We start from the raw sequence: 26,609 nt of genomic DNA, 5'->3' as shown, positions 1-26,609 counted from the left end.
TCGCGATGTTTGATATTGCGGCGTGACTTGAACGTGACTAAAGCGGAGCAGACCGCTCCGCTTTAACATGTCATGGAAAGTGTGTTGTAATGTGACGCGCGATTCATATCGCTTAACTCGTCTTCAGTAATGTATTTTTTGGCAACAACATTGCCAGCAACCACAAGGTGGGAAATATAATCACGACAAGATGTGGTGGGCATGTTACCCCACATAAAATCGGCCTTGGTCGCATCGGAAAATTCGATATTCAGTACGATGGATCGCTCATCGCACCTCAAGTCATACACGTTGATCTCATACTGCTGCATACTACGTCTCCCAAATCTCGCTAACCGTTACTCAAAGGCTAACCGTACAACTGTGTGTAGGGAATGCAGTTGAATAGCATGTTATTTAATTTCTCATCATTGCAACATGTTCTTGGTTTTGTTTAACGCCTAAGTTACATGGTCTGTGTACGGTAAACTTTGAGGCACTTCAAATAGTCAATTTTTGCCAAATTTCAAAGTAAATTTATGGAAGGTTAGTCGCACAAATCATCTGTAATTAGCTCATTTGTGTCAGTAAATGTGAACCTGGATGACAAGGTGTGTCCACTTAGCAAAGATGCTAGTGGACACAGAAGGAGTTAGTTCAATATTAAACGTGCGTTGAGTGCTTGCGTCGGTCTCGCGTTGTCACCCATGGTTTTCGACAGGCGTTTAAGTTGCTGTTGCGGTATAAATTGCGGGTCGCGCAGTACCAGCCAGCGCACCCCTTCACTACAAGGTGGGGTTGTCAGTGAGCCGTTGTAACGATAGTAGTCTTTTACTCGGGGTAGTAGTTCATTAAGTTGAACGGTTTTCTCGGGAGTGATGGTTTGTGCTTTTGCCGGCAGCGTGTGTACGATGTTTTCCAATTGCGCGCTCTCACGCTCGCCGCGCTTATACATCACCGCTACCACTGCAAGTTGCCCTTGTTGATTAGCATGGACAAAATGCGCTTCCAATGGTGCTGCTTTGCCGTTAATCGTGTTCTCTGAAGGCGTGTGGAAGTGGAACTGCTTCAATTCAAAATCTTGGTCATCGATACTCAGCGTGTTTTTGCCCGTCACATTGACTTGAATGGTGTGACCGTTGTTGACGATGTTTTTGACCTCGCCTTGGTAGTCGAAAGCCAACGGTTGCTTGTTCGCTGAGGTCAACTTATTGGTTTCAATGTCGACAGGACTTTGATTTTGGCCCTGGTCGCAGGTAGCGCTGACCTTGCCCCAGGTGTTAGGACCGTTGCCCTCGCCGTAACCCCATGCCTCGGCGTTTACAGGTGAAGTGAAAGAGAGGGTCGCGCATACGGCGAAAGAAAGTGCGGTGAGTTTTTTCATAATTATCCTTTATATACTGACGTCGCGGACAAGCCGCATCGCAGAAAAGGATAGATGAGATCGTCACAGTGCAACGCACTGCACACTTAGATTGCGATTCCATTCTAATAAACGTGGAATCAATCTCTCTTTTTACTTTAAATTCAGCAGCATGGGTCACATCAAGACTGCGGTTATCCATATGTTTAGGCAATAAAAAACCCAGCATGTATGCTGGGTTTCGATGGCTTGTTATTGCGTGCTGCCTAGTTACGTCGTGGTCCGTTACGCACTAAGTCTTTGCCGTTCTCATACACGTCTTGTGATACCCAGCGACCGTGTAAAAGCTCATGTTTGTCACTTAGCACCGCGACGAAAGGACGGCCGTCAGCATTCGAGGTTGCTAGTGCAATACCTGCTACGCCTTGTAAACCGAGTGCTCCGCTCTCGACTAAGATCAGGAACTGCTCTAGTTGTTCTAATGTTTCAATAACTTCGTTGTCAATGTTCATCGTTTTCTATCGCTTGACTGGTATTGTTGGTGGCGTACTCTACCTAAGTTAAACAGAGAAACCAACAATAGGCATGAAAACCGATGAAAAAAGTATTGGTGACAGGCTTCGAACCTTTCGGAGGTGATGCGGTTAACCCGTCACTAGAGATCATCAAGCGGCTCTCAGGCGTGATGATAGAAGGTGGAGAGATCGTCACTTGCCAAGTACCAGTGACTCGATACGAGTCGATCGATTGTGTGTTGAGTGCTATTGCTGAGCATCAGCCGAGTGTGGTGATAAATCTCGGGCTAGGGGCTGGGCGGACGGCCATCACCCCTGAACGTGTTGCGATCAATGTTGATGATTTTCGCATTGCCGATAATGCGGGTAACCAGCCTATAGACGAACCCGTCGTAGCAAACGGCTCTAACGCATTTTTCTCAACCTTGCCTATCAAAGCTATTACTAAAGCATTGAATAAAAACGGGATTGATTGCGAAGTGTCTAATAGCGCTGGCACATTTGTCTGCAACCATTTGTTTTATGGATTGCAACATCATTTAACGGGGAAGCCGATTGCTCAAGGCTTCATTCATGTTCCTTTAATAACCCCGGTGGGTGACCAAACTGCTCCCCCTTCGATGCGGCTTGAGGACATGGTTAAGGGGATCGCGCTTGCGGCAGAGGTCTGCTTGCAGGTTGAACAGGATATTAAATATGAGTCGGGTCAGATTTGTTAAACGAATCAATCTGATTTGGGTAAAGGAGACGAGTTAGTCGCTCTGAGCCAATTAGAAGCTTTTGTCCACAATGGCTACAGACATAGTACTCTCTCACTCCCAACAGCTTCATAAATAGGCTTCGTTTTTGACGCTGTGGTGCTCCATGCTTGCACATTTCCTTGCTCCAATGGTTGTATTGCTGTGGTCTTGCTTCCAACTTTACCATTGCATCAAAGTGCAGACCATATCGTTTAACATCAATAAGTTGATGTGTGGTATCCGGTTAACAATGACTTACAAATTGAAGCCGATCTGCTCGCCAGCTTCGCTTATTTGAAGTAAGTCGTGTCTACTGCTGATCTTTGAGTCTTGCCATATAGTAGGTGGAGATATACTCACCATCTCGAAATGCGGAGCACAGTGCTTCCCCTTCGATATCAAAGCCGTATTTTGAATAAAGAGCGATAGCGGCTTTGTTGTCGGTATTCACTTCAATATGAAGTCTCATTAAGTTGAGCCAGTTGTCTGCTAAATCCAACACGGTCTCGATCAGTTGACTGCCAATGCCCATCCCGTGGTAGTCATCATGAACGGCGAGACCGAAGGTCGCACTGTGCATCAGTCTTGGTCGTTGTGACTGGGTTAACGCGATATTTCCAACAATTTTCCCATCCCACTCGGCGACATATGAATAAACGCCAACGGGAATATTGTTCAGCCGCTCTTGCCACATAGCAAGGGTAGAGTGGGGTAAATGCAATGTTTCTCGCATGGCTTTTGGTTGCAAAAATAGATCGCGCAGGCCTTCGGCATCTCTTGGCTCAGTAGGTCGAATGGTAACGTTCATTGCCATCTCCGTTGTTGTTATTTGGCATCGAGGTCATTAGGTATATAACTAATTGAATTTGAAGGATGTGGCAAGCAGATTATCCAACTTCGAGCGGTTAGTGACGTGACTCGAAGCGAATGGAGATGAAAGCATGATCTGATCCCACATCATTGATGCCAAATCTAGGATCAACGATGTGCTTATCGGTAAGTTGATACTCAGTCAATTCATACAGTGAGTGCTCGTATTCCGGTACGAATTCACTAGACAATAAGATGTAGTCAATACGCTGTCCAGACTCACCATAGTAGTGGCTAACAGGTGGTTTGATGGCGTCTTGAGCTCGAACAGGTATGCCATGGGGGATAAGTGCCCAGCTGTCATGGAATTGGTATGGTGCAATGGCGCTACGTGATTCACGTCTGCGGTGGCGATACTGGGCACGAAATGGAGCAAATTCGGCCGCCGAAAGCACATTATTGAAGTCGCCGAGTAAGATAAATGGACGCTGAGCATCGCGTTTGTGACGTACGATATTAGCGTGCAGTGACAGCGCCTCTTGCTGACGAAGCTGGCTCGATAGTGTAGAACCGGCCAGTTCCTTTAACCATTCAGTGACGTTGTCACTAGTTTCTTCGCTGTCTATGATGGCTCGCTTGGACTTTAAGTGCACATTGATTAGATCAAAGTCTCCGAGTCCCGCTATGGAAAGCGAAATATGCAGTGGTGGTCGACTAAACTCGCCAGAAAACGGATGGCAAAGCTGCATATTAGTGTACTTTTTTATTGGGAACCGAGAAGCAAACGCCAGTGCAGGCTTGGAGTAGATGTAATCACCTTCAATCGCGGGTTGCTGATTATACTCAAAATATGGATAGCCCAGCTCTGAAGTTAAGATACGCAGCGCTTCAATGGAAAACACCTCTTGAAAAGCTATGACATCACTGTCTATCTCGCGCAATGTGGCTGTTAGCCAGCGTGTTTTCTGTTGCCATTGCTTTTGAGAGTAAATGTTCTCCATTTCATAAAAGGCGCATGGCGGCTCGACAAAGTTGCATAAGTTGCAAGTAGTGACTTTCAATGTATTTATTTGTGTCAAAGTATTAGACTCCATTACCGCTTATGTCTGCCCCTTCATTGTGGTTGAGGATGAGCATATAAAAATAACGCTTTCAAAGGAATAACAATGTCTCAACCGCAACTTGAACCTGCTTGGCGAACGCCGCAAAACTTCCTCATTATTATCTCGATTATAGTGCCCATCGCTTTTTCAAGCTGGATGGCGCTGCTTAACAACTTCGTTATCGAGAAGGCCAACTTCGATGGCTCGGACATCGGCCTTTTACAAAGTGTACGAGAAATTCCCGGCTTCTTGGCATTTACGACCGTCTTCGTGCTCCTGTTCATTCGCGAGCAAAAGTTCATGATCGTGTCACTATTGTTGCTCACCGCAGGTACCGCGATCACGGGATTTTTCCCTTCCGTGGCCGGTTTGCTGATCACCACACTGATTATGTCTACAGGGTTTCACTATTTTGAGACGTTAAAGCAATCTCTTTCCTTGCAGTGGCTGAGTAAAGAAGAGGCCCCGGAAGTGTTAGGTAAACTGATCTCCGTAGGTGCCTTGGCATCTCTTTTGACCTATGCGGGCCTTTGGGTCATGGTTGAAGTCTTTAAGCTCGACTATGTCTGGGTATATGGCATCTCTGGAGGTGTCGGCTTTATCTTAGTGCTGTTTATTGCCTTAGCCTTTCCTCAGTTTAAGACAGACACTCCTCAGACAAAGAAACTTGTGTTGAAAAAGCGCTACTGGCTTTACTACGCATTGACCTTTATGAGCGGAGCAAGACGCCAAATCTTTACGGTTTTTGCTGGCTTTTTAATGGTTGAGAAGTTCGGCTACAGTGTCTCCGACATTACCTTACTTTTCCTAATTAACTATCTGTTTAACTTTTTGTTTGCGAAGAAGATTGGTCGATTTATTGGTATCGTTGGCGAGCGTAAAGCCTTAATGGTGGAATACATTGGACTGATATTTGTGTTTGTCGGATACGGTTTAGTGCAAACGGCAGAATGGGCAGCTGCGCTGTATGTTATTGACCACCTTTTCTTTGCGCTGGCGTTGGCGATTAAGACTTACTTTCAAAAGATCGCCGATCCGGCCGACATGGCGTCTACAGCAGGCGTATCGTTTACCATTAACCACATTGCGGCGGTTGTGATCCCTGTGTCGTTTGGTTTTATTTGGTTAATTTCACCGTCGAGCGTGTTTTATATTGGTGCAGCCATGGCCGCGGTATCTCTGCTGTTGTCTTTGAATATCCCTAAGAAACCCGAAGAGGGAAATGAGGTTAGGGTGCTTAAGTGGAGCTAGCCCTGTTGAGCTAAGCGATAAAAAAGAGCCTGTGATTGTCACCGATAAGGGGAGATATCACAGGCTCAGTTGTTTCTAGATTGAGTGATTACACATCAAATCGGTCGGCATTCATAACTTTAACCCAAGCCGAAACGAAGTCGCAGATGAACTTATCATTGGCATCATCGCACGCGTATACTTCCGCAAGTGCACGCAATTGTGAATTAGAGCCAAACACAAGGTCTGCACGTTTCGCTGACCATTTCTGTTTACCAGACGCACGTTCAACACCGGCAAACTCACTGGCGTCACGGTTGGTTGGTCGCCACTCAATGTCCATGTCCGTTAAGTTCACAAAGAAATCATTGGTTAACAAACCTTTACGCTCGGTGAGGACGCCAAAGTCGCTGTCGCCGTAATTTGCACCAAGTACACGAAGGCCACCAATCAACACGGTCATTTCTGGCGCGGTAAGGGTCAGTAGCTGTGCTTTGTCTAGCAGTAGTTCCTCTTCAGAGACACTAAATGCTTTTTGACTGTAGTTTCTAAAGCCATCAACAAGTGGCTCAAGTACAGCAAATGATTCCGCATCAGTCTGAGACTCAAGTGCATCGGTACGACCAGCTGTAAATGGTACGTCCACGGAAACCCCCGCATCTTTCGCTGCTTTCTCAATCGCTGCGTTACCGCCGAGAACGATCAAGTCAGCAATAGAGACAGGCTTAGCAAATTCAGCTTGAATACGCTCATACACCGCCAATACGCGATTAAGTTGCTCTGGTTGGTTAACTTCCCAGTTACGCTGAGGGGCTAGACGAATACGGGCACCGTTTGCACCACCACGATAGTCCGAACCACGGAAGGTCGAGGCCGATGACCAAGCGGTATACACCAGTTCAGAAACCGTTAGTCCTGATGTGAGAATACTTGCTTTCAACGTTGCTGCATCTTCAGAGCTGATAGGCGCAGACGTTGCTACTGGAACTGGGTCTTGCCAGATCAGATCTTCACTTGGTACTTCTTCACCTAGGTAACGAGCTTTTGGTCCCATGTCACGGTGAGTGAGCTTAAACCAAGCGCGAGCAAAGGCGTCGGCGAACTCATCTGGATTCTGGTGGAAGCGCTTGGAGATCTCACCGTAGATCGGATCCATACGCATCGCCATATCTGCTGTCGTCATCATGGTGGTGACGCGCTGAGAAGCATCGTGTGCTTTAGGAGCCATATGCTCTTCAGAGACGCCAACCGGTACCCATTGCCAAGCGCCTGCTGGGCTTTTTACGAGATCCCAGTCGTAGCCAAGTAGCATATCGAAGTAGCCGTTATCCCATTGAATAGGGTTTGGTGTCCAAGCGCCTTCAATACCGCTGGTGGTCGTATCATCGCCTTTACCGCTACCAAAACCATTGCGCCAACCAAAGCCCATTTCTTCCATTGGTGCAGCTTCTGGCTCAGGCCCCATGAGTTCAGGGTCGCCGGCACCATGGGATTTACCAAAGGTATGGCCGCCTGCGACGAGCGCCACTGTTTCTTCATCATTCATACCCATACGAGCGAATGTTTCGCGAATATCGCGGCCGGACGCGAGCACACTTGGGTCGCCATTGGGACCTTCTGGGTTTACATAGATAAGTCCCATCTGTACTGCAGCAAGCGGATTTTCAAGTTCGCGGTCACCAGAGTAACGCTTGTCACCTAGCCATTCGCTTTCCATACCCCAATACACGTCCTCCTCTGGTTCCCAGATGTCTTCGCGACCACCACCAAAACCGAAGGTTTTTAGGCCCATGGACTCGATAGACACGTTACCAGCAAGAATAAACAAATCGGCCCAAGAGAGGCTTTGCCCGTATTTTTTCTTTACCGGCCAAAGTAGGCGACGAGCCTTATCTAGGTTGCCGTTATCAGGCCAACTGTTAAGAGGAGCAAAGCGCTGATTGCCAGTGTTACCGCCCCCGCGACCGTCAGCAGTACGGTAGGTACCTGCAGCGTGCCACGCCATACGGATCATAAACGGACCGTAGTGACCGTAGTCGGCTGGCCACCAATCTTGAGAGTCAGTCAGGATATGTTCAATGTCCTGTTTTACTTGCTTCAGATCGAGCTTTTTGAAGGCTTGTGCATAATTGAAGCTTTCGTGATGAGGATTTCCTTTACGATCGTTTTGATGAAGGATTTTTACATTGAGTTGGTTTGGCCACCAATCCACGTTTTGAGTGCCACGACCGCCGGAGCGCGTATTGCCACCGTGCATGAATGGGCATTTACCTTGAGGAGCATTGTTATCGCTTTGCATATTCATCTCCAGTTTCTAAAAACTGTGAACTAACAAAAGACCTCAGAATCGCTACTTATTTAATGGACAATTCTGATGGACGCCGGAATCAGTTTGATTCTATGTAACAGCAGAGGAAATGGCCGCGTTTAAATCTCCAATAAGTGTAAATTCGCGTAACCAAAGTCTGTTACTGGTTAACTGTTATATTCATTATGCGACGCGTGCGGCGGTTTGAACATTTGCCTTTTTCTATCTATTCGATAGGAAACACCTATTAACAGTAGGGGCATAAAAAAAGGATGCCTGCTGAGTGGCATCCCTTTGGGTTTCTTATTGATGTGAATAACGCGCGTTATGCCACAACAATGAAGAATAGGGTGGTGGCAACAATACCGATCAGTGCGTAAGGGAACTGAGTCTTAGCATGCTGCATTGCGGTACAGCCAGAGCCTTGCGCTGAGAGTACGGTAGAGTCACTAAAGAAGCATGAGTGACTACCTGCAGCAGAAGCTGATAGCATCGCAGCGATGGTAAGATGCAGTGGCACGCCTAACTGGTCTGCAAGAGGCAGGATAATCGGCATGGCAACGGCGAACGTACCCCAAGACGAAGAAGATGCAAATACTAAGCCACCAGTGATGATGAAAATCAACGCAGGGAAGTACTGTGCAGAAAGGTAAGGTGCGACAGATTCGATGACAAACTCAGTCAGTCCAAGTGAGTCATTGACACTTTTTAGCATAAAGCCGCCGACAACCGTCGCAAGTGGAATAAGCATGACTTTGACGCCATCAAATACAGAGTCAAATAACTCATTCATTGACACCAGTCGCTGGAAACCGTACAGGCAAAGCGTAAAGATGATAGCGACAACGACACCGGCCAGTAGGTCAATACCATAGAACCATGTTGCACCAACAAGAACGACCATTGGCGTTAAGAAGTTAATCAAACCCATCGTTGGTGAGGTGGTTTCAGGCACTTCACCTGAGAAGTCGATGTCTTGAGCACCATCTGGCTTCACTTGACCGTTCTGTGCGCGTTCTTCCGCTTGTTTCATCGCACCTAGGTTTGGCAATTTGTCTAAAGACACCAGAACAACGATAGCCAGTGTTACCCAACCATAAGCCATGTATGGGATTGCTGAAATGTAAGCTTCGATACCAGAACCTTCTGCTGCTGCACCATTTGCTTCCAACAGAGAGCTAAAGAAGATAGCCCAAGTAGAGATTGGAACCAGAATACAAATCGGTGCCGCCGTTGAGTCAACTAAGTAAGCGAGCTTTTCACGAGAGATCTTATAGCCGTCAGTGACCTTCTTCATCGACGATGAAATCGCGATGGCGTTAAGGTAATCATCGATAAAGATGATCAGACCTAACACGAATGTCATTAGCATGGATTGTTTACGGCTTTTTACTTTGCTGACCAGCATATTACTGAAGCTAAGAATACTGCCACCCTTTTCGAGGACCGCAATCAATCCGCCCATAAGCGCACAAACCAAAATGATCCAAGCGATGGTGCCGTCCATCATTACATCCATGGATATGCCAATGAACTTCTCAACCACTTGAGTCGGGTCGAGCAGCAATACGCCAGCGATGGTACCCGCGACAAGCGCTTCTACCGTTCTGTGGGTTGTGAGTGCGAAGATCAATACTAGGGCTGTCGGTAGTAGGCTCAGCCATCCGTATGCTTCACCTTCTACATGGTTTAACCCCAGGGCGGTAAACCCAATTAACACACTAGCCACAAGCGCAGTCACAAATAAGTGCTTACTGCCTGATTTCCTAGGTGGGGTTAGTACACCAGTTTTTGTTGTCATAATTTCCTTCCTTTGGCTATGCCGAGTGAAGCATCCAGTCGATTTCTAGCGGGGTAATAATGCGCTCAAAGTCGGCCAGTTCACTACGTTTACAAGCGAGATACATATCAATAAAGTCCTGAGAGAGATAAGTACCTAACTCACTGCTATCAAGCTGAGTTAGGGCATCTGACATGCGGGTTGGCAGGTCAACTGCGTTATCACTTAGGGCGGGTGGACACTGTTCTTGGGTATAGTTATCACTCGCTAATACGGCGGAAAGTACTACGGCAGCGAGAATGTAAGGGTTGACATCCGCACCAGCGATGCGGTGTTCAATGCGACGGTTTTTACCGTCACTGATCGGTACGCGGAGTGCAACGCCACGGTGATTCTCCCCCCAATCTGCACGTGTTGGTACATAAGCACCTGGTACAAATCGGCGGTAAGAGTTCACGTTAGGGCAAAGCAGAGCCATTGCGTCCGAAATTTGGGATAGCATCGCGGTCATTGTTTGGTAGAACAATGGGCTCGCTGAGTCATCCTCTTTATTAGTAAACAGGTTGTCGCCTTGGTCATTAACCAGGCTAATGTGCATGTGTTGACCGTTGCCCGCTTCTTCTAGGAAAGGCTTCGCCATAAAGGTGGCATCAAAACCGTGCTTGTGGGCAATTTGCTTGATAAGGCGCTTAGAGAAGACAATTTCGTCACAGACACGAAGCACATCTTGGGAGTGGTTGAAGTTGATTTCGAATTGACCTGGTGCAGATTCGGCCAGTGCACCGGCGGTATTTAACCCTTGGTCGGCTGCTGCGGCATTCAGTTCAGCAAGGAAATCGGCATAGTCGTCAAGGCCATCAACGTCATAGACTTCAGTATCACGCTCTCTTTTGTTCTTCGTCGGGTTGATGGCTGTTTGAAGTTCACCATTTTCACCACGAACTTTATCGATGAGGTAGAACTCAAGTTCTAATGCCACGACTGGAAAACAGTTTTTCGCATGCAGTGTTTCTACCATGCGCTCAACAATGTTCCGAATGAACAAACGATGCGGGGTTTTTCCGTCGTCTTCCATCATAGAGAGCAAGACCTGACCAGTGCCATCTTTCGCTGTCGGCAATAAAGTGCCTGAAACCGGGAAACAAAGGTTATCTGGTTCTCCAAGATCTTCACCAAGACCTGCTGACTCAACCACTGCACCTTTAGTATCGAGAGTAATAGTAGATAGGGGGAGCGCAACGCCTTTAGCGAGTTTCTCCAACGAGTCTACTGGAATACGCTTGCCACGAGGTGTCGCGTTGAGATCAGTAAATATAACGTCCACGTACTTAATCTCTGGCCAGTTTTGTCGAAAATTTTTAACTTCCTGTAAATAGGTATCCATCTTTACTACTCCTAGTTACCCGGTCAGACAGTGGTTGTTGTGATGGTGTTTAACAAAAAGAACACAATAACCATAGTACTAAAAGGGTTTTTGGCTGAACTATTAATTTAAATTATTGTTTTTATTGTTTTTATTGGTTTTTGTTTAATTTGGTAATTATATCAACCGCGTTAAACGTTAACTAATTTGTAACAGTTGATCGCCTTTTGCTCAATATTTCGAGCGAAATAAGTGCTTTTTTTGACCAAAATAGAGATCAAAGTCACGCTTTGGAATCTATTTTTAACACCGCTGTTGATAATTATGTACGTGGGTTGTACGGTTTTTGTTAAATAAATCGAACGTGAGTGTGACAATGTCTGAGATAAGAAAACCCATCATAGGACTCGTAAGCTGTAAGAAAGAGCTCGCTGGCTATCAAATACAGGCATTGAATGAGTTTTACCTACAAGCAGTAAAAGACTTTGGTGGAACGCCAATCATTCTGCCTTCAGCAATCGAGACTGATGAGCTAGACCGCGTGTTAGCGGTATGTGATGGGCTGTTGTTTCCGGGTAGCCACTCGAATGTCGCTCCCCACCGTTACAACGGTAACCATGAAGAGAAGAAGAAAGATGAAGCGCGTGATGAGCTGTCGATTCAACTGATCCGTCGTGCCATTGATATGAATATCCCTTGCTTGGGTATCTGTCGCGGCTTTCAAGAAATGAATGTGGCACTTGGCGGCAGCTTAGATCCGGCGGTACACGAATCTGGATATGACGATCACCGTGAAAATGAGTCAAAAGACTTTGGTGAGAAATACGCACCTGCGCATCCGGTATTAGTCGAAGGTGAGGGGGTCTTTAAAGAGTGGTTGGTCAATGCCCAATGGGAAGATACCAGTCAGTTCCAAGTAAACACTCTGCATAATCAGGGAGTAAAACAGCTCGGTTCGACACTAAGAGTTGAAGCGAAAGCCCCTGATGGTCTCATAGAGGCATTTAGTTTGCCGGGTCAGAAATATTTTGTTGGCGTGCAGTGGCACCCAGAATGGGAAGCAAAACAAAATCATTTCTCACAAATTTTGTTTAAAGAATTTATTATGTCAGCTTCTCAATAATTTAGAGGCTGAATGTATGGATAACCACCAGATTGGTAAAAATATCGCTCAACTGAGAAAAGAGCGTGGACTTTCACAGCGAGAACTGGCTGAGCGAGCAGGCATTACACATAGTGCTATCTCTTCGATAGAAAATGCCAAAGTGAGCCCTTCGGTGAGTTCTTTGCAAAAAATAGTGAACGTTTTTTCTTTGTCGCTTTCGGAGTTTTTCACTCTTGAGCAACAAGAAAACAAAGAAATAAAGGTAGTGGTTAAGCCAGATGAGTTGATTGAAATCGGCAGTGAAATGGTCTCAATGAAACTTGTTAGCAACGGCAGTAACCAACAAGAAATTGGATTTTTGATAGAGGAATACGCTCCAAATAGCACCACTGGAGCTTCCAACATTAAGCATGAAGGAGAGGAAGTCGGCACCGTGTTGAGCGGTGAAGTTGAACTAGACTACAACGGTGAAACTTATCTGATTAAGGAAGGTGAATCCTATGTTATCGACACGACTATCCCACATAAATTTACTAATTACTCCGATAAGGCTTGCAGAATGATAAGTGCTCACACACCAAAAGCATTCTAGCGCCTTGAGGTAACCAAGGAGAGCGTATGAAAACGCAACAACAATGGATTGAACAACGAGAGGCGCAAGTGATCGAACAGCGCGCCTTTCTTAACGGCGAATACACAGCCGCTGTGGATGAGACGACACTTGAAGTGGTCAACCCGGCCACAGATGAGATCATCGCGAACATCGCGCGCTGTAAATCTGCCGACGTCGATCTTGCCGTTGAATACGCCAAAAGAGCTTTTACTAAGGGCGAATGGAGCCAGAGTTCTCCTGCTCACAGAAAGTCGGTACTGACAAAGTTTGCCGACCTAATTGATGAAAACGTTGAAGCGCTAGCATTGCTTGAAACGCTCGATACGGGCAAACCTATCGCACACAGTGTGTCCACGGACATTCCTGGTGCGGCTAAGTCTATTCGTTGGTATGCCGAAGCTATCGACAAAGTGTATGGCGAAGTTGCTCCAACGGAAAAAGAGGTGCATGCATTTGTTTCTCACCAAGCGATTGGTGTGGTTGCAGCCGTGGTTCCTTGGAACTTTCCATTGTGGATCGGTTGCTGGAAACTTGGCCCGGCATTAGCGGCGGGTAATAGCGTTATTCTAAAACCTTCTGAAAAATCATCGTTGACCGCTATCTTCCTTGGCAAACTTGCTAATGAAGCGGGGATCCCTGCGGGTGTCTTTCAAGTGATCACAGGCTTTGGTCATGAAGCTGGTGAAGCGTTAGCACGCCACGAAGGCGTCGACTGTATCGCGTTTACAGGTTCAACCCGTGTAGCAGGCCAGCTTATGGTCGCATCGGGTGAAACGAACCTCAAACGTGTATGGGCAGAAGCGGGTGGCAAAAATGCCAATATTGTATTTGAAGACTACGCCGATCTAGATCGCGCAGCCGCAGAAACAGCCGCTGGTTGCTTCTACAACCAGGGTGAAGTGTGCGTCGCCGCGACACGTCTGCTGGTGCACGAGAGCATTAAAGATACCTTCATCGACAAAGTGATTAGCGCAGCACAGCGCTTTATGCCAAAAGATCCGATGGATCCTACCTCTTCAATGGGCGCGCTCATCGACCGAGAGCACAAGGCTAAGGTGTTGGATTACGTGAAGCTAGGTCAAGAGGCGGGTGCAGTTGTGCGCTGTGGCGGTGACGTCGCTGGACAAGGTGCGTTTGTTGAGCCTGTGATCTTAGACAATGTTGATAACAGCATGCGCGTTGCTCAAGAAGAAATATTCGGTCCTGTTCTTTGCGTCATTCCATTTAAGACAGAACAAGAGGCCATTGCCATCGCCAACGACTCTCAATACGGGTTAGGCGCTGCGCTATGGAGTGACAACATTAATCGCGTACACCGAGTCGCTAAGCAATTAGAGGCGGGATCTGTGTGGGTGAATAACTACAACGAGGGCGATATGACCGTCCCATTTGGTGGCTTCAAAATGAGTGGTAATGGACGCGATAAATCCATCCATGCCATTGAGAAGTTTACCGAAACCAAAACGACGTGGATTCGTCTCCAACCTTAAGCCCGAAGCTGTAACAACAAGGAATAGAACTATGAATAAACATACAGATTCATACTACGCTCACTCGATCCCTAATGTAAGTGAGTACCCACAACTACAAGACAATATTGAATGTGATGTTTGCGTCGTTGGAGCAGGTTTCTCGGGCTTATCGTCAGCACTTCACTTGTCTGAAAAAGGCTTCAAAGTCGTTGTACTTGAAAATGCGAAAGTAGGCTTTGGTGCAACAGGCCGCAATGGCGGTCAGATTGTAAACAGCTATAGCCGTGATGTAGATGTGATTGAAAGCCGCTATGGTGCGAAGCAGGCAAAAGCACTGTGCGACATGATTTTTGAAGGTGGCGACATCATTCGCGGCCTGATCGACAAACACAATATCGATTGTGATTTCAAGCAGGGCGGTATGTTCACGGCGCTGAACAACAAGCAAATGAAAGGCCTTGAAGAGCACAAAAAGCATTGGGAACGCTATGGCAATGACAAGCTAAGCCTAATGGATGCGAATGAAGTCGAAGCGGCAGTGGGCACAAAGGCTTACAAAGGCGCGCTACTAGACATGAGCGGTGGTCACATCCACCCACTAAAACTGGCGCTAGGAGAAGCAGCAGCGATCACAGCTCTAGGTGGCCGTATCTTTGAGCAATCTGGCGTAACTCGCATAGAGAAAGGCGCGAACCCAGTGGCCCATACCGAAAAGGGCAGCGTTAAAGCGAAGTACATTGTACTAGCGGGTAATGCTTACTTGGGTGGCTTGGCACCAAACATCAGTAATAAAGCGATCCCGTGTGGCACACAGGTTGTGGCGACAGAGCCGCTATCAGAAGCGATGTTGAAAGACATTTTGCCTTCAGACTACTGTGTTGAAGATTGTAACTACCTACTGGATTACTTCCGCCTAAGTGCAGACAAGCGACTGTTGTTTGGTGGTGGCGTAGTGTATGGCGCACGTGATCCAGAGAACATCGAAGCGTTGATTCGACCTAAGATGGAGAAAATCTTCCCACAGCTAAAAGGTATCGGTATCGATTATAAGTGGACAGGCAACTTCCTATTGACCTATTCACGTATGCCACAGTTTGGCTCTTTTGCCGACAACATCTACTACCTGCAAGGTTACAGCGGCCATGGTGTGACTTGTACGCACCTAGCAGGCAAGTTGCTCGCTGAAGCACTATCTGGTCATGCAGAGCGCTTTGACGCATTTGCCGACCTTACTCACGTCACGTTCCCAGGCGGTCGCCACTTCGCGATTCCGTTTACGGCAATGGGTGCGACGTACTACAACTTGCGTGACAAACTGGCAATCTAACCCCTGAAAGAAACAGAGAACCCCCTAGACAAAAAGAAGTGCCTGCTATGACAGGCACTCAGTCGGCCCTTAGATGAGAAGAGATAAAGGAAGATCCTATGAGTAAAGTAGTTAAATTTGCTGCCCTTCAGTTGACCAAAACTTGGGACCTAGACGCAAACCTAGAAAAGATTAAAGGCGCGATACGCGAAGCAGCAGCGAATGGTGCAAATGTTATTGTGCCTCAGGAGCTCATGGCTGCCCCTTATTTCTGCAAAAAACAAGAATCAAAATACTTTGAGTTAGCGGAAGAAACGGAAAACTGTCGTCTAATTAAAGAGCTGAGTGCTCTAGCTAAAGAGCTGAACGTGGTAATTCCAGTCAGCTACTTCGAAAAAGCGGGCAACACCTTCTTCAACTCCCTAGTGATGATCGATGCCGATGGTACCGTATTGGAAAACTATCGTAAGTCACACATTCCTGATGGCCCAGGTTACAGCGAGAAGTACTACTTCAGCCCTGGCGACACCGGTTTTAAAGTGTGGAAAACCCAGTTTGGTACTTTCGGTGCGGGTATTTGTTGGGATCAATGGTTCCCAGAGCTTGCTCGCAGCCTAGTACTTAGCGGTGCGGAAGCGATCTTCTACCCAACAGCAATTGGTTCTGAGCCACAAGATCTGTCACTTGACTCGCGTGACCACTGGCAGCGTACGATGCAAGGTCATTCAGCGGCTAACTTGGTGCCAGTTGTTGCCTCAAACCGTGTTGGAATTGAAGATGATGACGGTATCAAAACAACCTTCTATGGCTCATCGTTCATCACTGATCACACTGGTGGCAAACTTGCTGAAGCACCTCGTGAAGGCGAAGCAATCATCTACGCGGAGATTGATCTTAAAGAGACAGCAAAAGCACGTCACGCTTGGGGTCTATTCCGTGATCGCCGCCCAGATCTGTACCAAGATATTCTTAGCCTAGCGAAGTAATGAGGTGACCGATGAAACTCACCACGACACCAAAACAGGATGGTTTCTATTTTCCGGCAGAATTTGAGCCTGTAAGAGAAGTTTGGCTGGCATGGCCGGAGCGCCGTGACAACTGGCGCGACAAAGCAAAACCAGCCCAGCAAACGTTCGCTAAAGTTGCCAATGCAATTTCCGACGTGGTGCCTGTCTCTGTAGCTGTGAGTAGCGCTCAATATGAGACAGCTCGCAGCATGCTTAACCGCTCGGTAAAGCTTGTAGAAATGGCATTCAATGACTCTTGGATGCGTGATATTGGCCCTACCGTTGTTGTGAACGCCAATGGCGACAGGCGCGGAGTAAGCTGGCAGTTCAATGCTTGGGGTGGTGAGTACAACGGGCTTTATGAAGATTGGAGTGACGACGACAAAGTTGCGGCGGCCGTGTGTGATGTGATGGGCCTGGATCACTACCGTGCACCTTTTGTCCTTGAAGGCGGCGCTATTCATACTGATGGTGAAGGTACACTGTATACCACAGAAGAATGCTTACTTAGCCCAGGACGCAATCCATCACTGTCCAAGGCTGAGATAGAAGCCCAACTGAGTGAGTACCTTGGTATCGAGAAAGTCGTATGGTTACCAAAGGGGCTGTTTAACGATGAGACCGATGGTCACGTCGATAACCTCATTCATGTGGTTGCTCCGGCTAAAGTGGTGTTGAGTTGGACCGACGATCCGTTTGATCCTCAATATGCTTTATCACGAGAGGCATTGTCAGCACTGAAGGCACAAACGGATGCAAAAGGGCGTACCATTGAGGTTATCAAAGTGCCGTTGCCCGGCCCATTGTTCTATTCGGATGAAGAAGCGTCAGGAGTAGAAACCAGCGACAGTATGAACCGACAAGCGGGAGAGCGTTTAAGCGCTTCTTACGCCAACTTTCTGATGGTCAATGGGCATATCTTTCTGCCTTTGCTTGATAGTGAGTTTGATAACATTGCGGTTGAGATTTTAGTCCAGGCGCTACCCGATTATGACATCGTCGGTATACCGACACGTGAAGTGCTACTTGGCGGTGGCAACATACACTGTATTACACAGCAGATCCCAGCCTAAGGCTCTGCGTGCTAATTGAAACACTAATTTGGCTGCTCAGCATATTGCTGAGCCATTGAAATAAAAGGATTCACCATGCAGCAAATTGACAACAAAAGCCTATTGGCGTTTATGGTGACAGCAGCGGATGACGCTGTTGAAGTAACCAACCCAGCAACGGGAGAGACGGTAGGTTTTGCACCGCGCTCAAGTGAAGCAGAACTTATGGACGCGATTGAGCGTGCAGATGTGGCGCAGAAATCGTGGGCGAAAGTGCCTGCGAAAACCCGTGCAGGTATGCTGAACCGTTGGTTCCAGCTTATTCTAGAGAACAAAGATGACCTTGCTCGAATCATGACAATGGAGCAAGGCAAGCCCCTAGCAGAAGCAGCGGGTGAAGTACTGTATGGCGCAAGCTTTATCGAATGGTTTGCAGAAGAAGCAAAACGTACGTATGGCGATACGATCCCTGGTCCGACGGCGGACAAGCGAATCGTGACAATCAAGCAGCCAATCGGTGTGGCGGTGGCTATTACACCATGGAACTTCCCGATTGCGATGATTACACGTAAAGCGGGTCCGGCTCTGGCGGCAGGTTGTAGCTTTGTCGTCAAACCGTCTGATTCGACGCCACTGTCTGCGTTTGCCATTGTTGAGTTGGCATACCAAGCGGGTATTCCGAAAGATGCGCTACAAGTGGTATTGGGGGAAAGCTCTCGTAAAATTGGTGCGATCTTTACCTCGCATCCTTTGATTAGAAAGCTCTCCTTCACGGGCTCTACTCAAGTCGGCAGCGTATTGATGGCGCAGTCTGCAAAAGATGTGAAACGTACATCGATGGAGCTAGGTGGTAATGCCCCGTTCATCGTGTTTGAGGATGCAGATATTGATGCGGCAGTACAAGGTGCAATGGCATCTAAATTCCGCAATGCAGGCCAAACGTGTGTCTGTGCAAACCGTTTCTACGTTCACAACAACGTCTACGACGAGTTTGTCGCGAAGTTTGATGCGGCCGTACAGAAGCTCAAGATTGGTAATGGCTTAGAAGAGGGTGTCGCTATTGGTCCTGTGATTAACCAAGGTGCGAAAGAGGGCATTCAAGCTCTGATTGATCGTGCGGTTGAGCAAGGCGCAACACCTGTCACACCACCGAAGGCACTCGACGGTAACTTCATGCAGCCAGTGGTGCTTAAAGACGTCACACACAGCATGGACATCATTCAAGAGGAAATCTTTGGTCCTGTTGCACCAGTGGTTCGTTTTGAGACCGATGAAGAGCTGATTGAAATGGCAAATGACACCATTTACGGCCTTGCAAGCTACTTTTACAGCCAAAACATTTTCCGAGTTTGGAAAGTAGCAGAAGCGCTGGAGTACGGCATGGTGGGCATTAACGAAGGCATTATTTCTACCGAGGTTGCCCCGTTTGGTGGAGTGAAGCAATCAGGTATTGGACGTGAAGGCGCGAAGCAAGGTATCGACGAGTATATGGACGTGAAATACCTATGTTTTGGTGGCAACTAAGCGATAACTTATAAAGGATTAAACAATGAAAAACCAACAATTACACGAAAGAAGAAGCAAGGTTATCGCTCAAGGCATGGGCGCACTTTACCCACTGTACGTAGAGAAAGCTGAAAACGCTCACGTATGGGATGTCGATGGCAATAAATACATCGACTTTGCCGCTGGTATCGCAGTGACCAACACGGGTCACTCGCACCCACGTATCACTGAGGCAGTGAAAGCACAGATTGAAAGCTTCTCCCACACGTGTGCGATGGTAACGCCGTACGAGTCATTTGTGGAGTTGGCGGAAAAGCTAACTGAGCTTGCACCAGGCGATACTGAAAAGAAAGCCATTTTCCTAACTACGGGTGCTGAAGCGGTAGAAAACGCAGTGAAAGTAGCGCGTGCCCATACCGGTCGCAGTGGTGTTATTGCCTTTAAAGGTGGTTTCCACGGCCGTACGAATATGACTATGGGATTAACCGGTAAGATCGCACCATATAAAGCAGGTTTCGGGCCTTTCCCGAACGAGATCTTCCATGCACCGTACCCAAATGCTTTTCATGGCATCAGCACACAAGATAGCTTGCAAGCTCTAGAGGATCTGTTTGCTTGTGATATCGAACCAAGCCGCGTTGCCGCGATCATTTTTGAACCTGTTCAAGGTGAAGGTGGTTTCTATCAAGCGCCTCAAGATTTTGCAGAAGCAGTACGTGCTCTTTGTGATAAGCATGGCATCTTGTTGATTGCCGACGAGATCCAGACAGGTTTTGCGCGTACGGGTAAGATGTTTGCCACTGAGCACATTGGCATTGAACCTGATCTGATGACCATGGCAAAAGGGATCGCGGGTGGTTTCCCAATCTCTGCCGTAGTGGGTAAAGCACACGTCATGGACTCAGCACTTCCGGGCGGTTTGGGTGGTACTTACGCAGGCTCTCCACTGGGTTGTGTTGCAGGCTTGGAAGTCCTCAAGATCATTGAAGAAGAGCAGCTGTGCGCCAAAGCTCAAGGCATTGGTGAGGTCGTGAACGCTCGTATTACTGAACTGCAAAAGCAAGTTCCGGCAATTGGTGAAATTCGTACTATCGGTGCAATGATGGCGATCGAGTTTACTGATCCAGAGACACAGCAACCGTTGCAAGATGTGACGAAAGCAGTGATAGCGAAAGCTCAAGAAAACGGTCTTATTTTGTTGTCGTGTGGCGTGAAGGCGAACGTGATTCGCTTACTTCCACCGTTAACAATTGAGTCAGAAGTGCTAGCAGAAGGCTTAGACAAGCTAGAAGCTATCATTTTGGACGTGGCGAAGTAACCCCCTAGCTTCCCATAGATTTTTATCGCTCCGATAAAGTCTCTCCCTAACAAAGCCCCCTCGATTTAACAAAGCCCCCTCGATTCGAGCCCGAGGGGGCTTTTCTTTTTTCTGATCTTTTTGTCAATTTTTGATCATGTCGAAAGTATTGATCATTTATCAATTTAAAACTATATAGTTTTAAATTGAGTTCTGTTAAATTATCCCGAGTAACTGGCACTCCGTTAGCAGATCTGGATCCTGATAGCGCTCTTTTGAAAAAGTCCGCTATCAAGATCCTTTTGATGATTGGTTGGAATTTTCATGACGCAACAACATTTTTTACCTATGAGTAATGTTATCCAAGATTACCCATGGGGCAGTGAGACCTCGATTTCGACGCTTTTTGGTATCGAGAATCCGGAGCATAAACCGCAAGCCGAACTTTGGATGGGCGCGCATCCTAACGGCTGTTCGCAGGTCTTCATCGACAATCACTTGGTTCGCCTCGACCAATGGGTGGCTGGCGACCCTGAGTCTATTCTCAGCCCTTCTATACAGCAGCAATTTGGCGAGTTGCCATTCTTGTTCAAGGTTCTTGCGGCAGAAAATGCACTATCGATTCAAGTGCATCCGAGTAAAGAACAAGCTGAGAGAGGCTATTTGTTAGAGCAGCAACATAACTTGGCTTTAAACGCGGACTGTCGAAATTACAAAGATCCCAATCACAAACCCGAGTTGGTTTATGCCTTGACTCGCTATCAAGCAATGAATGGCTTTAGGCCTCATGAAGAGATCCTGAAGTACTTTAATAAATTAGATATTTTGGAGTTGTCTGAGCTCGTCACTGAATACAACGCAGAGCCGAACCCGGCGGGACTTGAGCGGTTCTTTGTAGGGTTGCTGAAGTTGGAGGGAGAAATCAAATGCCAAGCCATTGATGCCCTATTAAGTTTTGCTAGCAGCCAAAAAGGTGATGAGACATTTGAGCTCATAACTTGGCTAGCAGAGCGATACCCGGGTGACGTCGGTTTATTTGCGCCGCTTATCTTGCATGTTCTCACCTTAGAACCAGGTCAGGCAATGTACCTAGATGCGTGTACTCCTCATGCCTATTGCAAAGGGACAGGTCTTGAGATTATGGCTAATTCCGACAACGTACTTCGCGCTGGCCTGACGCCAAAGCATATTGATGTTGCTGAGTTGGCGGCCTGTACGGTGTTTGAGCCAAAACGTCGTGAAGCTTTGCTCTCGACTCCCCACTGCGAGAACGGTGCAGAGCACTTTTTGGTGCCAGTAAAAGACTTTAAATTCAGTGTGTATGCGAATCAGCACCAGCGTGAGCTATCGGTGGAAACGCCAGAAATCTTGTTTGCGCTCAATGAGCCGGTGTATTTAACGCATGAAAATGGTGAGGTCGCCGTGCTGGAGCGAGGGCATTCTATGTTCATTCCGGCTTTTGCTAAGCACTATTCCATCAGTTGCCAAGGTAAGTTTGCTCGCGCCTACTGTTAGGTTTGAGAACAAAAACGGATGCAATATTGACAAACTGCTAGGGAGATCGCGAGAGATCTCCCTTTTTTTATCCATTTTGTACAGAATACAATCAGCATGGATTGCAATTTAGTTACAGATAACTAGTATGTAATTTAAGGAAATGTAAAAAACAAAGCACTAGGTACTGTAAAATGGAATTTAGAGTAGCAGAATATGCTGACTTTCAAAATGTGGCTCAATTACATGCATCGAGCTGGCAACACGCTTACAAGGGAATTATGCGCCAATCGTATCTTGATGATTCGGTTCTAGAAGATAAACAACTGATTTGGCAAACAAGATTGCTCAATCCGCCTTTCAGTCAGCATGTTCTCGTTGCTGAAGACAAGGGCGAGCTGGTGGGTTTTATTTGTCTTTTTGGTAATCATAACGTTGATTTCGGTACTATCATCGATAACCTGCATGTCACGCCTCAAGCACAGCGTCGTGGTGTCGCTAAACAGCTGATCGTTCGTGCGGTCGAATGGGCAGACAAGTTCTATCCGGACAATGGCATTTTTCTTGAAGTACTCGCCGACAATACCAATGCCATTCACTTTTATGAGTCGCTCGGCGGCAATCAAGTCCTCAAACAACGCGCCGAATCCCCTTGCGGCAAGTTTCTTGATGAGTATCTCTATACTTGGAAACGCCCTGCGGACTTAGGTGAAAGGTGTGGTGTTCTCGTTTAACTAATAAGAAAGGCATCTCACAAAGAGATGCCTTATTATTGAGCTTCGCTGTTAGAAGTCGAGTTTAAATACAGACGTCGTTCCGCTTACTTCGTTGCCTACTGCAATGAAGTGCTGACCCTGCCTTGTAAAGTATTTTATCGACTCAGGACCAAGATCGCCCGCTTTAGGGTTGTAGGTGTCGTTAGTGCAATCACCATCTTCGACTTGAGTGCAAACCGGTTGATTAAAGTCGCGATTGTTTACATAGGTGATAAACAATGCCTGCTCTGGGACACTAATGTCATACACCATAATGCCGCCTTGTCGCTCTAGCCCAATAAAGGCGTAGTGACGGTCGTTGATATATGCCACTTCAATCGCTTCTGGTTCAACGCCTTTGTCATCGCTGCGATCATCCGCTGAGCTATTGTTGTCGTTTGTGCTGTTGAAGTTGGCTTTGTCGCTCATCAGAACAATGTTCGCGAACTCATCGCCGCTGTCATAAACGGCTTGACCTTGGTCATTCCAAATCGTGAAAGAACGAGCGCCGAAGGCTTGTACCTTTTCATCTGCCTTGAGTGGGCTATTTGGTTTGATGACTTTAAGACGCGCAAGTTGTTTGTTGTCTTTAAGGGCCTTGGCAAGAGGGTGGTCATCAGCAACCTTGAGCTTTTTGCCGCGCACTTCATCTACATAGGCAATACAGAAATCCTGCTTGGCCGCGTAATCCGCTGCAGATTGGTCTTCGTCGCCATCCCATTTATAGCCAAGTTGGTCACACTGCTCCTGAGTGGTATCAAACCCATATTCACGGCTGTCGCCTTCGTTTGCTGTGACTATGTAAGTTTTACCGTCCACTTGGTAACTAGTAATACTGTCAGGCATATAAAGCCCTTCTAACATTGGGTAGCTTTGTAAGTTGCCAACCATCTTGTCTTTGTTTGATGCATCCAACTGAGCAGTCTCCCAAGATTTGCCGCCAAGTCCATAAATGCCGACCACGCGTTTTTGTTCAACGTCGATGGCTGCCAATGCATTGTTTTCTTGAAGTGCAACATAGATTTGGCCGTTGTCGGCAAAGGTTAAGTATTCAGGTTCCAGATCTTGCGCGACGCTGGCTGTCGGGTGTGAGATTCGCACCTTGTCACTCCGTTCAGCATGTCTGGCGGCACCTTGATTGAAATCTCTAAAGTCGATTTGCGTGACTTCGGCATTGAGTGGGCCTTTGCTCAAGTCGACAAGCGTCACCGAACCTTCTGGATCGATGGAGTAATCCGAGTTCGGTTCGCCTTCATTCGCCACAGCTATGTACTTTCCATCTTTGGAAAAGCTGACCATATCTGGCAGTGCCCCCGCAGGGTACGTGGTAATCAGTTCTAGAGAGTCTGAGCGGTACAGTGCGATAAGACCTGCTTGCTGCTTACTCGCGTTTTCAACGGCGACTGCGACGAGTCCTTGATGTACAGAAACACTGTTTGCCGCGCCAATGGCAACACCTGACTGCTCTGCTGCTGAGTTAAGATCGATTTGTCCGGACAGAGTTGGCGCACTTTCCTTATCAAGTGACATCACGTCAACGGTTTTTCCCTGAGCGTTGACGACATACAGCTTGTCAGTGCAGCTATCATAACTGATGATTTCAGCCGCGGAACTCGCAAACGGCGCATCAGCGACAGAAGTCCCTACAAGTGTAAGGCCACTGAGCGTCATTTCACTGGGCTGGGGAGCGGTTTGCGTCTGACATTGAATATTGAATTCTGTGACGGCTGAGAACGGCTGATTTGTTTCGCTGGGGGCGCAGCCCAATAAGCTGGCAGATGCAATTGTCAAAGCAGATAGAGCGAGTGTGTGTTTCATGTTTCCTCCTTGAAAGTAGACTCGCCGACTTTAGAGAAGTGGTATGAAGGTTTTATGTCGATAATGTAACTATCTGATTAAATAATATAATTGACAATAAAACAAAGCGAGAGCCAATGCTCTCGCTTATCTCGTCTCTGATAGTCGGAACTATCGCCTTAGTGTATTGAAACTAGGTTGATTGCGAACGACTTTCTCATGAACCTGCGTGTAGGTTTGCAGGTAGATGTCGTCAATCTGCTTAGCACTTGGGAAACTTTGTGAAAACTCGGGATGCTTATTATCAATAGATAAGCTTGCTGCTTCGATGATGTGAGCGATAAACATACGCGGATCTTCTAGACCAATAGAAAGCCTCATGGTGGTTGGTTTTATCCCTGCCTCGGATAGCGCCGAATCACTAAGTTCAGAATGCGTGGTGAGTGCAGGGCATAGAGCAACGGTGTTGGTTTGCCCAAGGCTGACTTGCATGCCAATCGCGGGCTCTAGCATGTCGAAGAACTGTTTAAATACTTCCCGGTTGATAGGTGCTCGATTTCCATTTCCTTCCATGTCGATGGTAAATAGCGCTGCCGGTAACCCCAAATACATATTTTTCTGGCAATGAAGGTAGTTATCGCTATCACGGAGAGCAGGGCAAGAGACATTAATATCTGGATGCGCATCGAAGATCTTCGCTAGCGTTAGCGTGTTAATGGTTTTTTGTACCACACGCATCTCATAGGTTTTCATGCCGTTGAGCACTTCAAACGCTTTGTCCGCATCGAGGAACGCGCCCTTAATATAGTAAACGTTCCAAAACAGTGAGTTATTCCACTCAATGGTCACTTCATCGCCATTAGGTTTAGTGAATGGAACACTCTCACCTTTAGGGATAAACATGGTTTCGTTTCGACCGATTACTACACCGGCAGTCGTTGTCCCTGAACCTGCAAGCTCTTTGGTATAAGAGTGAATGACGTAGTCGGGGCGCTCCATAACATCGTCACGTTTGAGAACAGGGTGTAGCATCGGCGTACCAACGGTTGAGTCGACAATTACGTCCCAGCCGCGAGTGTGTGTGGCATGGCTGATAGCTGCGACATCTAGAACGTAGCCATGTGGATTGCATGGCGATTCAAGGTAAACATAGATGCGTTTGCCGTTTGCGATTCGGTCTGCGTATTTCTCCGCCACTTCATCCAAACGTTTGGCGAAGTCGTCACCAGAATAACCATCGACCCACTCAACCGCGACGTTGAGATTCGACGGCTTAGCGAACCAATCGTCGAGCAATTGATACGACCCGCCATAGATGTTTCGTGACGCCAGAACAATATCTTCGTAGCCGAGAAGGTGACTCAGTAGACCATCAATCGCCGCCATCCCGGAGTTGAAGTTCCAAGCAAGGTATTGGTTGGCTCTTTCACCTGCTTCTAAGTCGACCATATGATTAGCAAGTGCTATCGATGTTGGGTTGAGCAGTCTTGAATAGATATCGTGCAACGGCTCTTTGCCGTTAAACGCATCTTCAATCCATTCTGTACATGCAAAAAGGTAGGTCGCGGTGCGAGTGATAACTGGGCTGGCAGAGAAGATAGCCGCCACATTGTCAAAAATAGGGTATGCCCCTTTGGATGCGAAGTTACCATTGTTGGTTGCGATTGATTGGTAAGTGGCGCGCATCGGGTTTTGCAGGTTGTCGAGGATCTTGGCGATCTGGAATGACAAAAATCGTTTGGCATTAAACCATGCGATGCGATCGCTTTTGTCGAGATCAGATAGGCCTTCGACGGTGATTGCCCAAAGATCGTGAGTCTTGTTGTTCGCTTTGTATAAGGTTGTCGCAAGCTCAACCAGCGACATTCCGTATTCGCTGTTCGGATCGATACCAAAGTGCTGGGCTTGCTCTATTGCTAATGCCTCTGCTTGTTCGTGTTTGGTTGTTTTTCGTAGAGGGCTAAGTTGAGTCGAGGTATTCATATTTCCATCCTTTATTTTACCTCTTAAAAGT

22 protein-coding genes are annotated in these 26,609 nt (G+C 47.2%); 12 read left to right on the top strand and 10 right to left on the bottom strand.

Translation table 11 applies throughout. The features are described from left to right. Window positions 1-62: 62 nt before the first annotated feature. The 3 genes from AAA946_RS21860 to AAA946_RS21850 all read right to left on the bottom strand — a co-directional run bounded on the left by AAA946_RS21860 (window position 63) and on the right by AAA946_RS21850 (window position 1,854). Complete coding sequence (locus AAA946_RS21860; protein ID WP_338166855.1) at window positions 63-311, bottom strand: hypothetical protein; 249 nt, start codon at window positions 309-311, stop codon at window positions 63-65. Window positions 312-631: 320 nt separating this feature from the next. Continuing rightward, a complete protein-coding gene (locus AAA946_RS21855; RefSeq protein ID WP_445206132.1) occupies window positions 632-1,366 on the bottom strand; it encodes a carbonic anhydrase in 735 nt (244 codons plus the stop codon). Window positions 1,367-1,608: 242 nt separating this feature from the next. Next, window positions 1,609-1,854, bottom strand: a complete 246-nt coding sequence (locus AAA946_RS21850; RefSeq protein ID WP_338166853.1) for a hypothetical protein — start codon at window positions 1,852-1,854, stop codon at window positions 1,609-1,611. An 83-nt stretch (window positions 1,855-1,937) separates the two neighbouring features. Between AAA946_RS21850 and pcp the strand changes: the two genes are divergently transcribed. Continuing rightward, window positions 1,938-2,576 carry a pyroglutamyl-peptidase I gene (pcp, locus tag AAA946_RS21845; RefSeq protein WP_338166852.1) on the top strand — a complete coding sequence of 213 codons (639 nt, stop codon included), beginning with the start codon at window positions 1,938-1,940 and terminating at the stop codon, window positions 2,574-2,576. A gap of 331 nt (window positions 2,577-2,907) precedes the next feature. Here the strand turns inward: pcp and AAA946_RS21840 are convergent, their stop codons facing one another. Together AAA946_RS21840 and AAA946_RS21835 are read right to left on the bottom strand one after the other, a co-directional pair. Further along, window positions 2,908-3,405 carry a GNAT family N-acetyltransferase gene (locus AAA946_RS21840; protein WP_338166851.1) on the bottom strand — a complete coding sequence of 166 codons (498 nt, stop codon included), beginning with the start codon at window positions 3,403-3,405 and terminating at the stop codon, window positions 2,908-2,910. Between the two features lie 97 nt (window positions 3,406-3,502). Further along, entirely contained in the window at window positions 3,503-4,408 is a 906-nt protein-coding gene (locus tag AAA946_RS21835) for an endonuclease/exonuclease/phosphatase family protein (protein ID WP_338166850.1), read from the bottom strand. A 165-nt stretch (window positions 4,409-4,573) separates the two neighbouring features. Here AAA946_RS21835 and AAA946_RS21830 point away from each other — a divergent pair, with 165 nt between their 5' ends. Further along, a complete protein-coding gene (locus tag AAA946_RS21830) occupies window positions 4,574-5,761 on the top strand; it encodes an MFS transporter (protein ID WP_338166849.1) in 1,188 nt (395 codons plus the stop codon). 88 nt (window positions 5,762-5,849) lie between these two features. Here AAA946_RS21830 and katG read toward each other — a convergent pair whose 3' ends face one another. The 3 genes from katG to AAA946_RS21815 all read right to left on the bottom strand — a co-directional run bounded on the left by katG (window position 5,850) and on the right by AAA946_RS21815 (window position 11,212). After that, a complete protein-coding gene (gene katG / locus AAA946_RS21825; protein ID WP_338166848.1) occupies window positions 5,850-8,039 on the bottom strand; it encodes a catalase/peroxidase HPI in 2,190 nt (729 codons plus the stop codon). A 334-nt stretch (window positions 8,040-8,373) separates the two neighbouring features. Further along, window positions 8,374-9,849, bottom strand: a complete 1,476-nt coding sequence (locus AAA946_RS21820) for a Na+/H+ antiporter NhaC family protein (protein WP_338166847.1) — start codon at window positions 9,847-9,849, stop codon at window positions 8,374-8,376. Window positions 9,850-9,865: 16 nt separating this feature from the next. Continuing rightward, window positions 9,866-11,212, bottom strand: a complete 1,347-nt coding sequence (locus AAA946_RS21815) for a glutamine synthetase family protein (RefSeq protein WP_338166846.1) — start codon at window positions 11,210-11,212, stop codon at window positions 9,866-9,868. 355 nt (window positions 11,213-11,567) lie between these two features. Between AAA946_RS21815 and AAA946_RS21810 the strand changes: the two genes are divergently transcribed. The 10 genes from AAA946_RS21810 to AAA946_RS21765 all read left to right on the top strand — a co-directional run bounded on the left by AAA946_RS21810 (window position 11,568) and on the right by AAA946_RS21765 (window position 22,777). Then, complete coding sequence (locus AAA946_RS21810) at window positions 11,568-12,314, top strand: gamma-glutamyl-gamma-aminobutyrate hydrolase family protein (protein WP_338166845.1); 747 nt, start codon at window positions 11,568-11,570, stop codon at window positions 12,312-12,314. A 16-nt stretch (window positions 12,315-12,330) separates the two neighbouring features. Continuing rightward, entirely contained in the window at window positions 12,331-12,888 is a 558-nt protein-coding gene (gene puuR, locus AAA946_RS21805) for an HTH-type transcriptional regulator PuuR (RefSeq protein WP_338166844.1), read from the top strand. A 26-nt stretch (window positions 12,889-12,914) separates the two neighbouring features. Further along, a complete protein-coding gene (locus AAA946_RS21800; RefSeq protein WP_338166843.1) occupies window positions 12,915-14,399 on the top strand; it encodes an aldehyde dehydrogenase in 1,485 nt (494 codons plus the stop codon). Between the two features lie 31 nt (window positions 14,400-14,430). Further along, entirely contained in the window at window positions 14,431-15,708 is a 1,278-nt protein-coding gene (locus tag AAA946_RS21795) for an NAD(P)/FAD-dependent oxidoreductase (protein WP_338166842.1), read from the top strand. 98 nt (window positions 15,709-15,806) lie between these two features. Next, window positions 15,807-16,673, top strand: a complete 867-nt coding sequence (gene aguB / locus AAA946_RS21790; protein WP_338166841.1) for an N-carbamoylputrescine amidase — start codon at window positions 15,807-15,809, stop codon at window positions 16,671-16,673. Between the two features lie 11 nt (window positions 16,674-16,684). Beyond that, window positions 16,685-17,767: an agmatine deiminase gene (gene aguA / locus AAA946_RS21785; RefSeq protein WP_338166840.1), complete on the top strand. Its 1,083-nt coding sequence runs from the start codon at window positions 16,685-16,687 to the stop codon at window positions 17,765-17,767. 75 nt (window positions 17,768-17,842) lie between these two features. Then, window positions 17,843-19,270 carry an NAD-dependent succinate-semialdehyde dehydrogenase gene (locus tag AAA946_RS21780; protein ID WP_338166839.1) on the top strand — a complete coding sequence of 476 codons (1,428 nt, stop codon included), beginning with the start codon at window positions 17,843-17,845 and terminating at the stop codon, window positions 19,268-19,270. 25 nt (window positions 19,271-19,295) lie between these two features. Continuing rightward, window positions 19,296-20,570: a 4-aminobutyrate--2-oxoglutarate transaminase gene (gene gabT, locus AAA946_RS21775; RefSeq protein WP_338166838.1), complete on the top strand. Its 1,275-nt coding sequence runs from the start codon at window positions 19,296-19,298 to the stop codon at window positions 20,568-20,570. 303 nt (window positions 20,571-20,873) lie between these two features. Further along, window positions 20,874-22,064 (top strand): mannose-6-phosphate isomerase, class I, encoded by a 1,191-nt coding sequence (manA, locus tag AAA946_RS21770; protein WP_338166837.1) that lies wholly within the window; start codon window positions 20,874-20,876, stop codon window positions 22,062-22,064. 173 nt (window positions 22,065-22,237) lie between these two features. Next, window positions 22,238-22,777, top strand: coding sequence for a GNAT family N-acetyltransferase (locus AAA946_RS21765; protein ID WP_338166836.1), 540 nt, complete (start codon window positions 22,238-22,240; stop codon window positions 22,775-22,777). 51 nt (window positions 22,778-22,828) lie between these two features. Here AAA946_RS21765 and AAA946_RS21760 read toward each other — a convergent pair whose 3' ends face one another. Next, a complete protein-coding gene (locus AAA946_RS21760; protein ID WP_338166835.1) occupies window positions 22,829-24,616 on the bottom strand; it encodes a choice-of-anchor I family protein in 1,788 nt (595 codons plus the stop codon). Between the two features lie 150 nt (window positions 24,617-24,766). Further along, window positions 24,767-26,578, bottom strand: coding sequence for a PLP-dependent transferase (locus AAA946_RS21755; RefSeq protein WP_338166834.1), 1,812 nt, complete (start codon window positions 26,576-26,578; stop codon window positions 24,767-24,769). Between the last annotated feature and the right edge of the window lie 31 nt (window positions 26,579-26,609).

The sequence above is a fragment of the Vibrio sp. 10N genome (assembly GCF_036245475.1).
In the GTDB taxonomy this organism is placed as follows: Bacteria; Pseudomonadota; Gammaproteobacteria; order Enterobacterales; family Vibrionaceae; genus Vibrio.
The sequence above is the reverse complement of the archived record's forward strand: the minus strand, read 5'-3'. Positions and strand labels throughout refer to the sequence as shown.

Excerpts from the sequence above, each read along its gene's own strand:
- AAA946_RS21820 (WP_338166847.1), bottom strand. The coding sequence starts at position 9,849 with ATGACAACAAAAACTGGTGTACTAACCCCACCTAGGAAATCAGGCAGT.
- AAA946_RS21860 (WP_338166855.1), bottom strand. The coding sequence starts at position 311 with ATGCAGCAGTATGAGATCAACGTGTATGACTTGAGGTGCGATGAGCGA.
- AAA946_RS21840 (WP_338166851.1), bottom strand. The coding sequence starts at position 3,405 with ATGAACGTTACCATTCGACCTACTGAGCCAAGAGATGCCGAAGGCCTG.
- AAA946_RS21760 (WP_338166835.1), bottom strand. The coding sequence starts at position 24,616 with ATGAAACACACACTCGCTCTATCTGCTTTGACAATTGCATCTGCCAGC.
- AAA946_RS21765 (WP_338166836.1), top strand. The coding sequence starts at position 22,238 with ATGGAATTTAGAGTAGCAGAATATGCTGACTTTCAAAATGTGGCTCAA.
- katG (WP_338166848.1), bottom strand. The coding sequence starts at position 8,039 with ATGCAAAGCGATAACAATGCTCCTCAAGGTAAATGCCCATTCATGCAC.
- AAA946_RS21850 (WP_338166853.1), bottom strand. The coding sequence starts at position 1,854 with ATGAACATTGACAACGAAGTTATTGAAACATTAGAACAACTAGAGCAG.
- aguA (WP_338166840.1), top strand. The coding sequence starts at position 16,685 with ATGAAACTCACCACGACACCAAAACAGGATGGTTTCTATTTTCCGGCA.
- aguB (WP_338166841.1), top strand. The coding sequence starts at position 15,807 with ATGAGTAAAGTAGTTAAATTTGCTGCCCTTCAGTTGACCAAAACTTGG.
- AAA946_RS21780 (WP_338166839.1), top strand. The coding sequence starts at position 17,843 with ATGCAGCAAATTGACAACAAAAGCCTATTGGCGTTTATGGTGACAGCA.
- AAA946_RS21810 (WP_338166845.1), top strand. The coding sequence starts at position 11,568 with ATGTCTGAGATAAGAAAACCCATCATAGGACTCGTAAGCTGTAAGAAA.
- pcp (WP_338166852.1), top strand. The coding sequence starts at position 1,938 with ATGAAAAAAGTATTGGTGACAGGCTTCGAACCTTTCGGAGGTGATGCG.
- AAA946_RS21830 (WP_338166849.1), top strand. The coding sequence starts at position 4,574 with ATGTCTCAACCGCAACTTGAACCTGCTTGGCGAACGCCGCAAAACTTC.
- AAA946_RS21815 (WP_338166846.1), bottom strand. The coding sequence starts at position 11,212 with ATGGATACCTATTTACAGGAAGTTAAAAATTTTCGACAAAACTGGCCA.
- AAA946_RS21755 (WP_338166834.1), bottom strand. The coding sequence starts at position 26,578 with ATGAATACCTCGACTCAACTTAGCCCTCTACGAAAAACAACCAAACAC.
- AAA946_RS21800 (WP_338166843.1), top strand. The coding sequence starts at position 12,915 with ATGAAAACGCAACAACAATGGATTGAACAACGAGAGGCGCAAGTGATC.
- puuR (WP_338166844.1), top strand. The coding sequence starts at position 12,331 with ATGGATAACCACCAGATTGGTAAAAATATCGCTCAACTGAGAAAAGAG.
- gabT (WP_338166838.1), top strand. The coding sequence starts at position 19,296 with ATGAAAAACCAACAATTACACGAAAGAAGAAGCAAGGTTATCGCTCAA.
- AAA946_RS21835 (WP_338166850.1), bottom strand. The coding sequence starts at position 4,408 with ATGGAGAACATTTACTCTCAAAAGCAATGGCAACAGAAAACACGCTGG.
- manA (WP_338166837.1), top strand. The coding sequence starts at position 20,874 with ATGACGCAACAACATTTTTTACCTATGAGTAATGTTATCCAAGATTAC.
- AAA946_RS21795 (WP_338166842.1), top strand. The coding sequence starts at position 14,431 with ATGAATAAACATACAGATTCATACTACGCTCACTCGATCCCTAATGTA.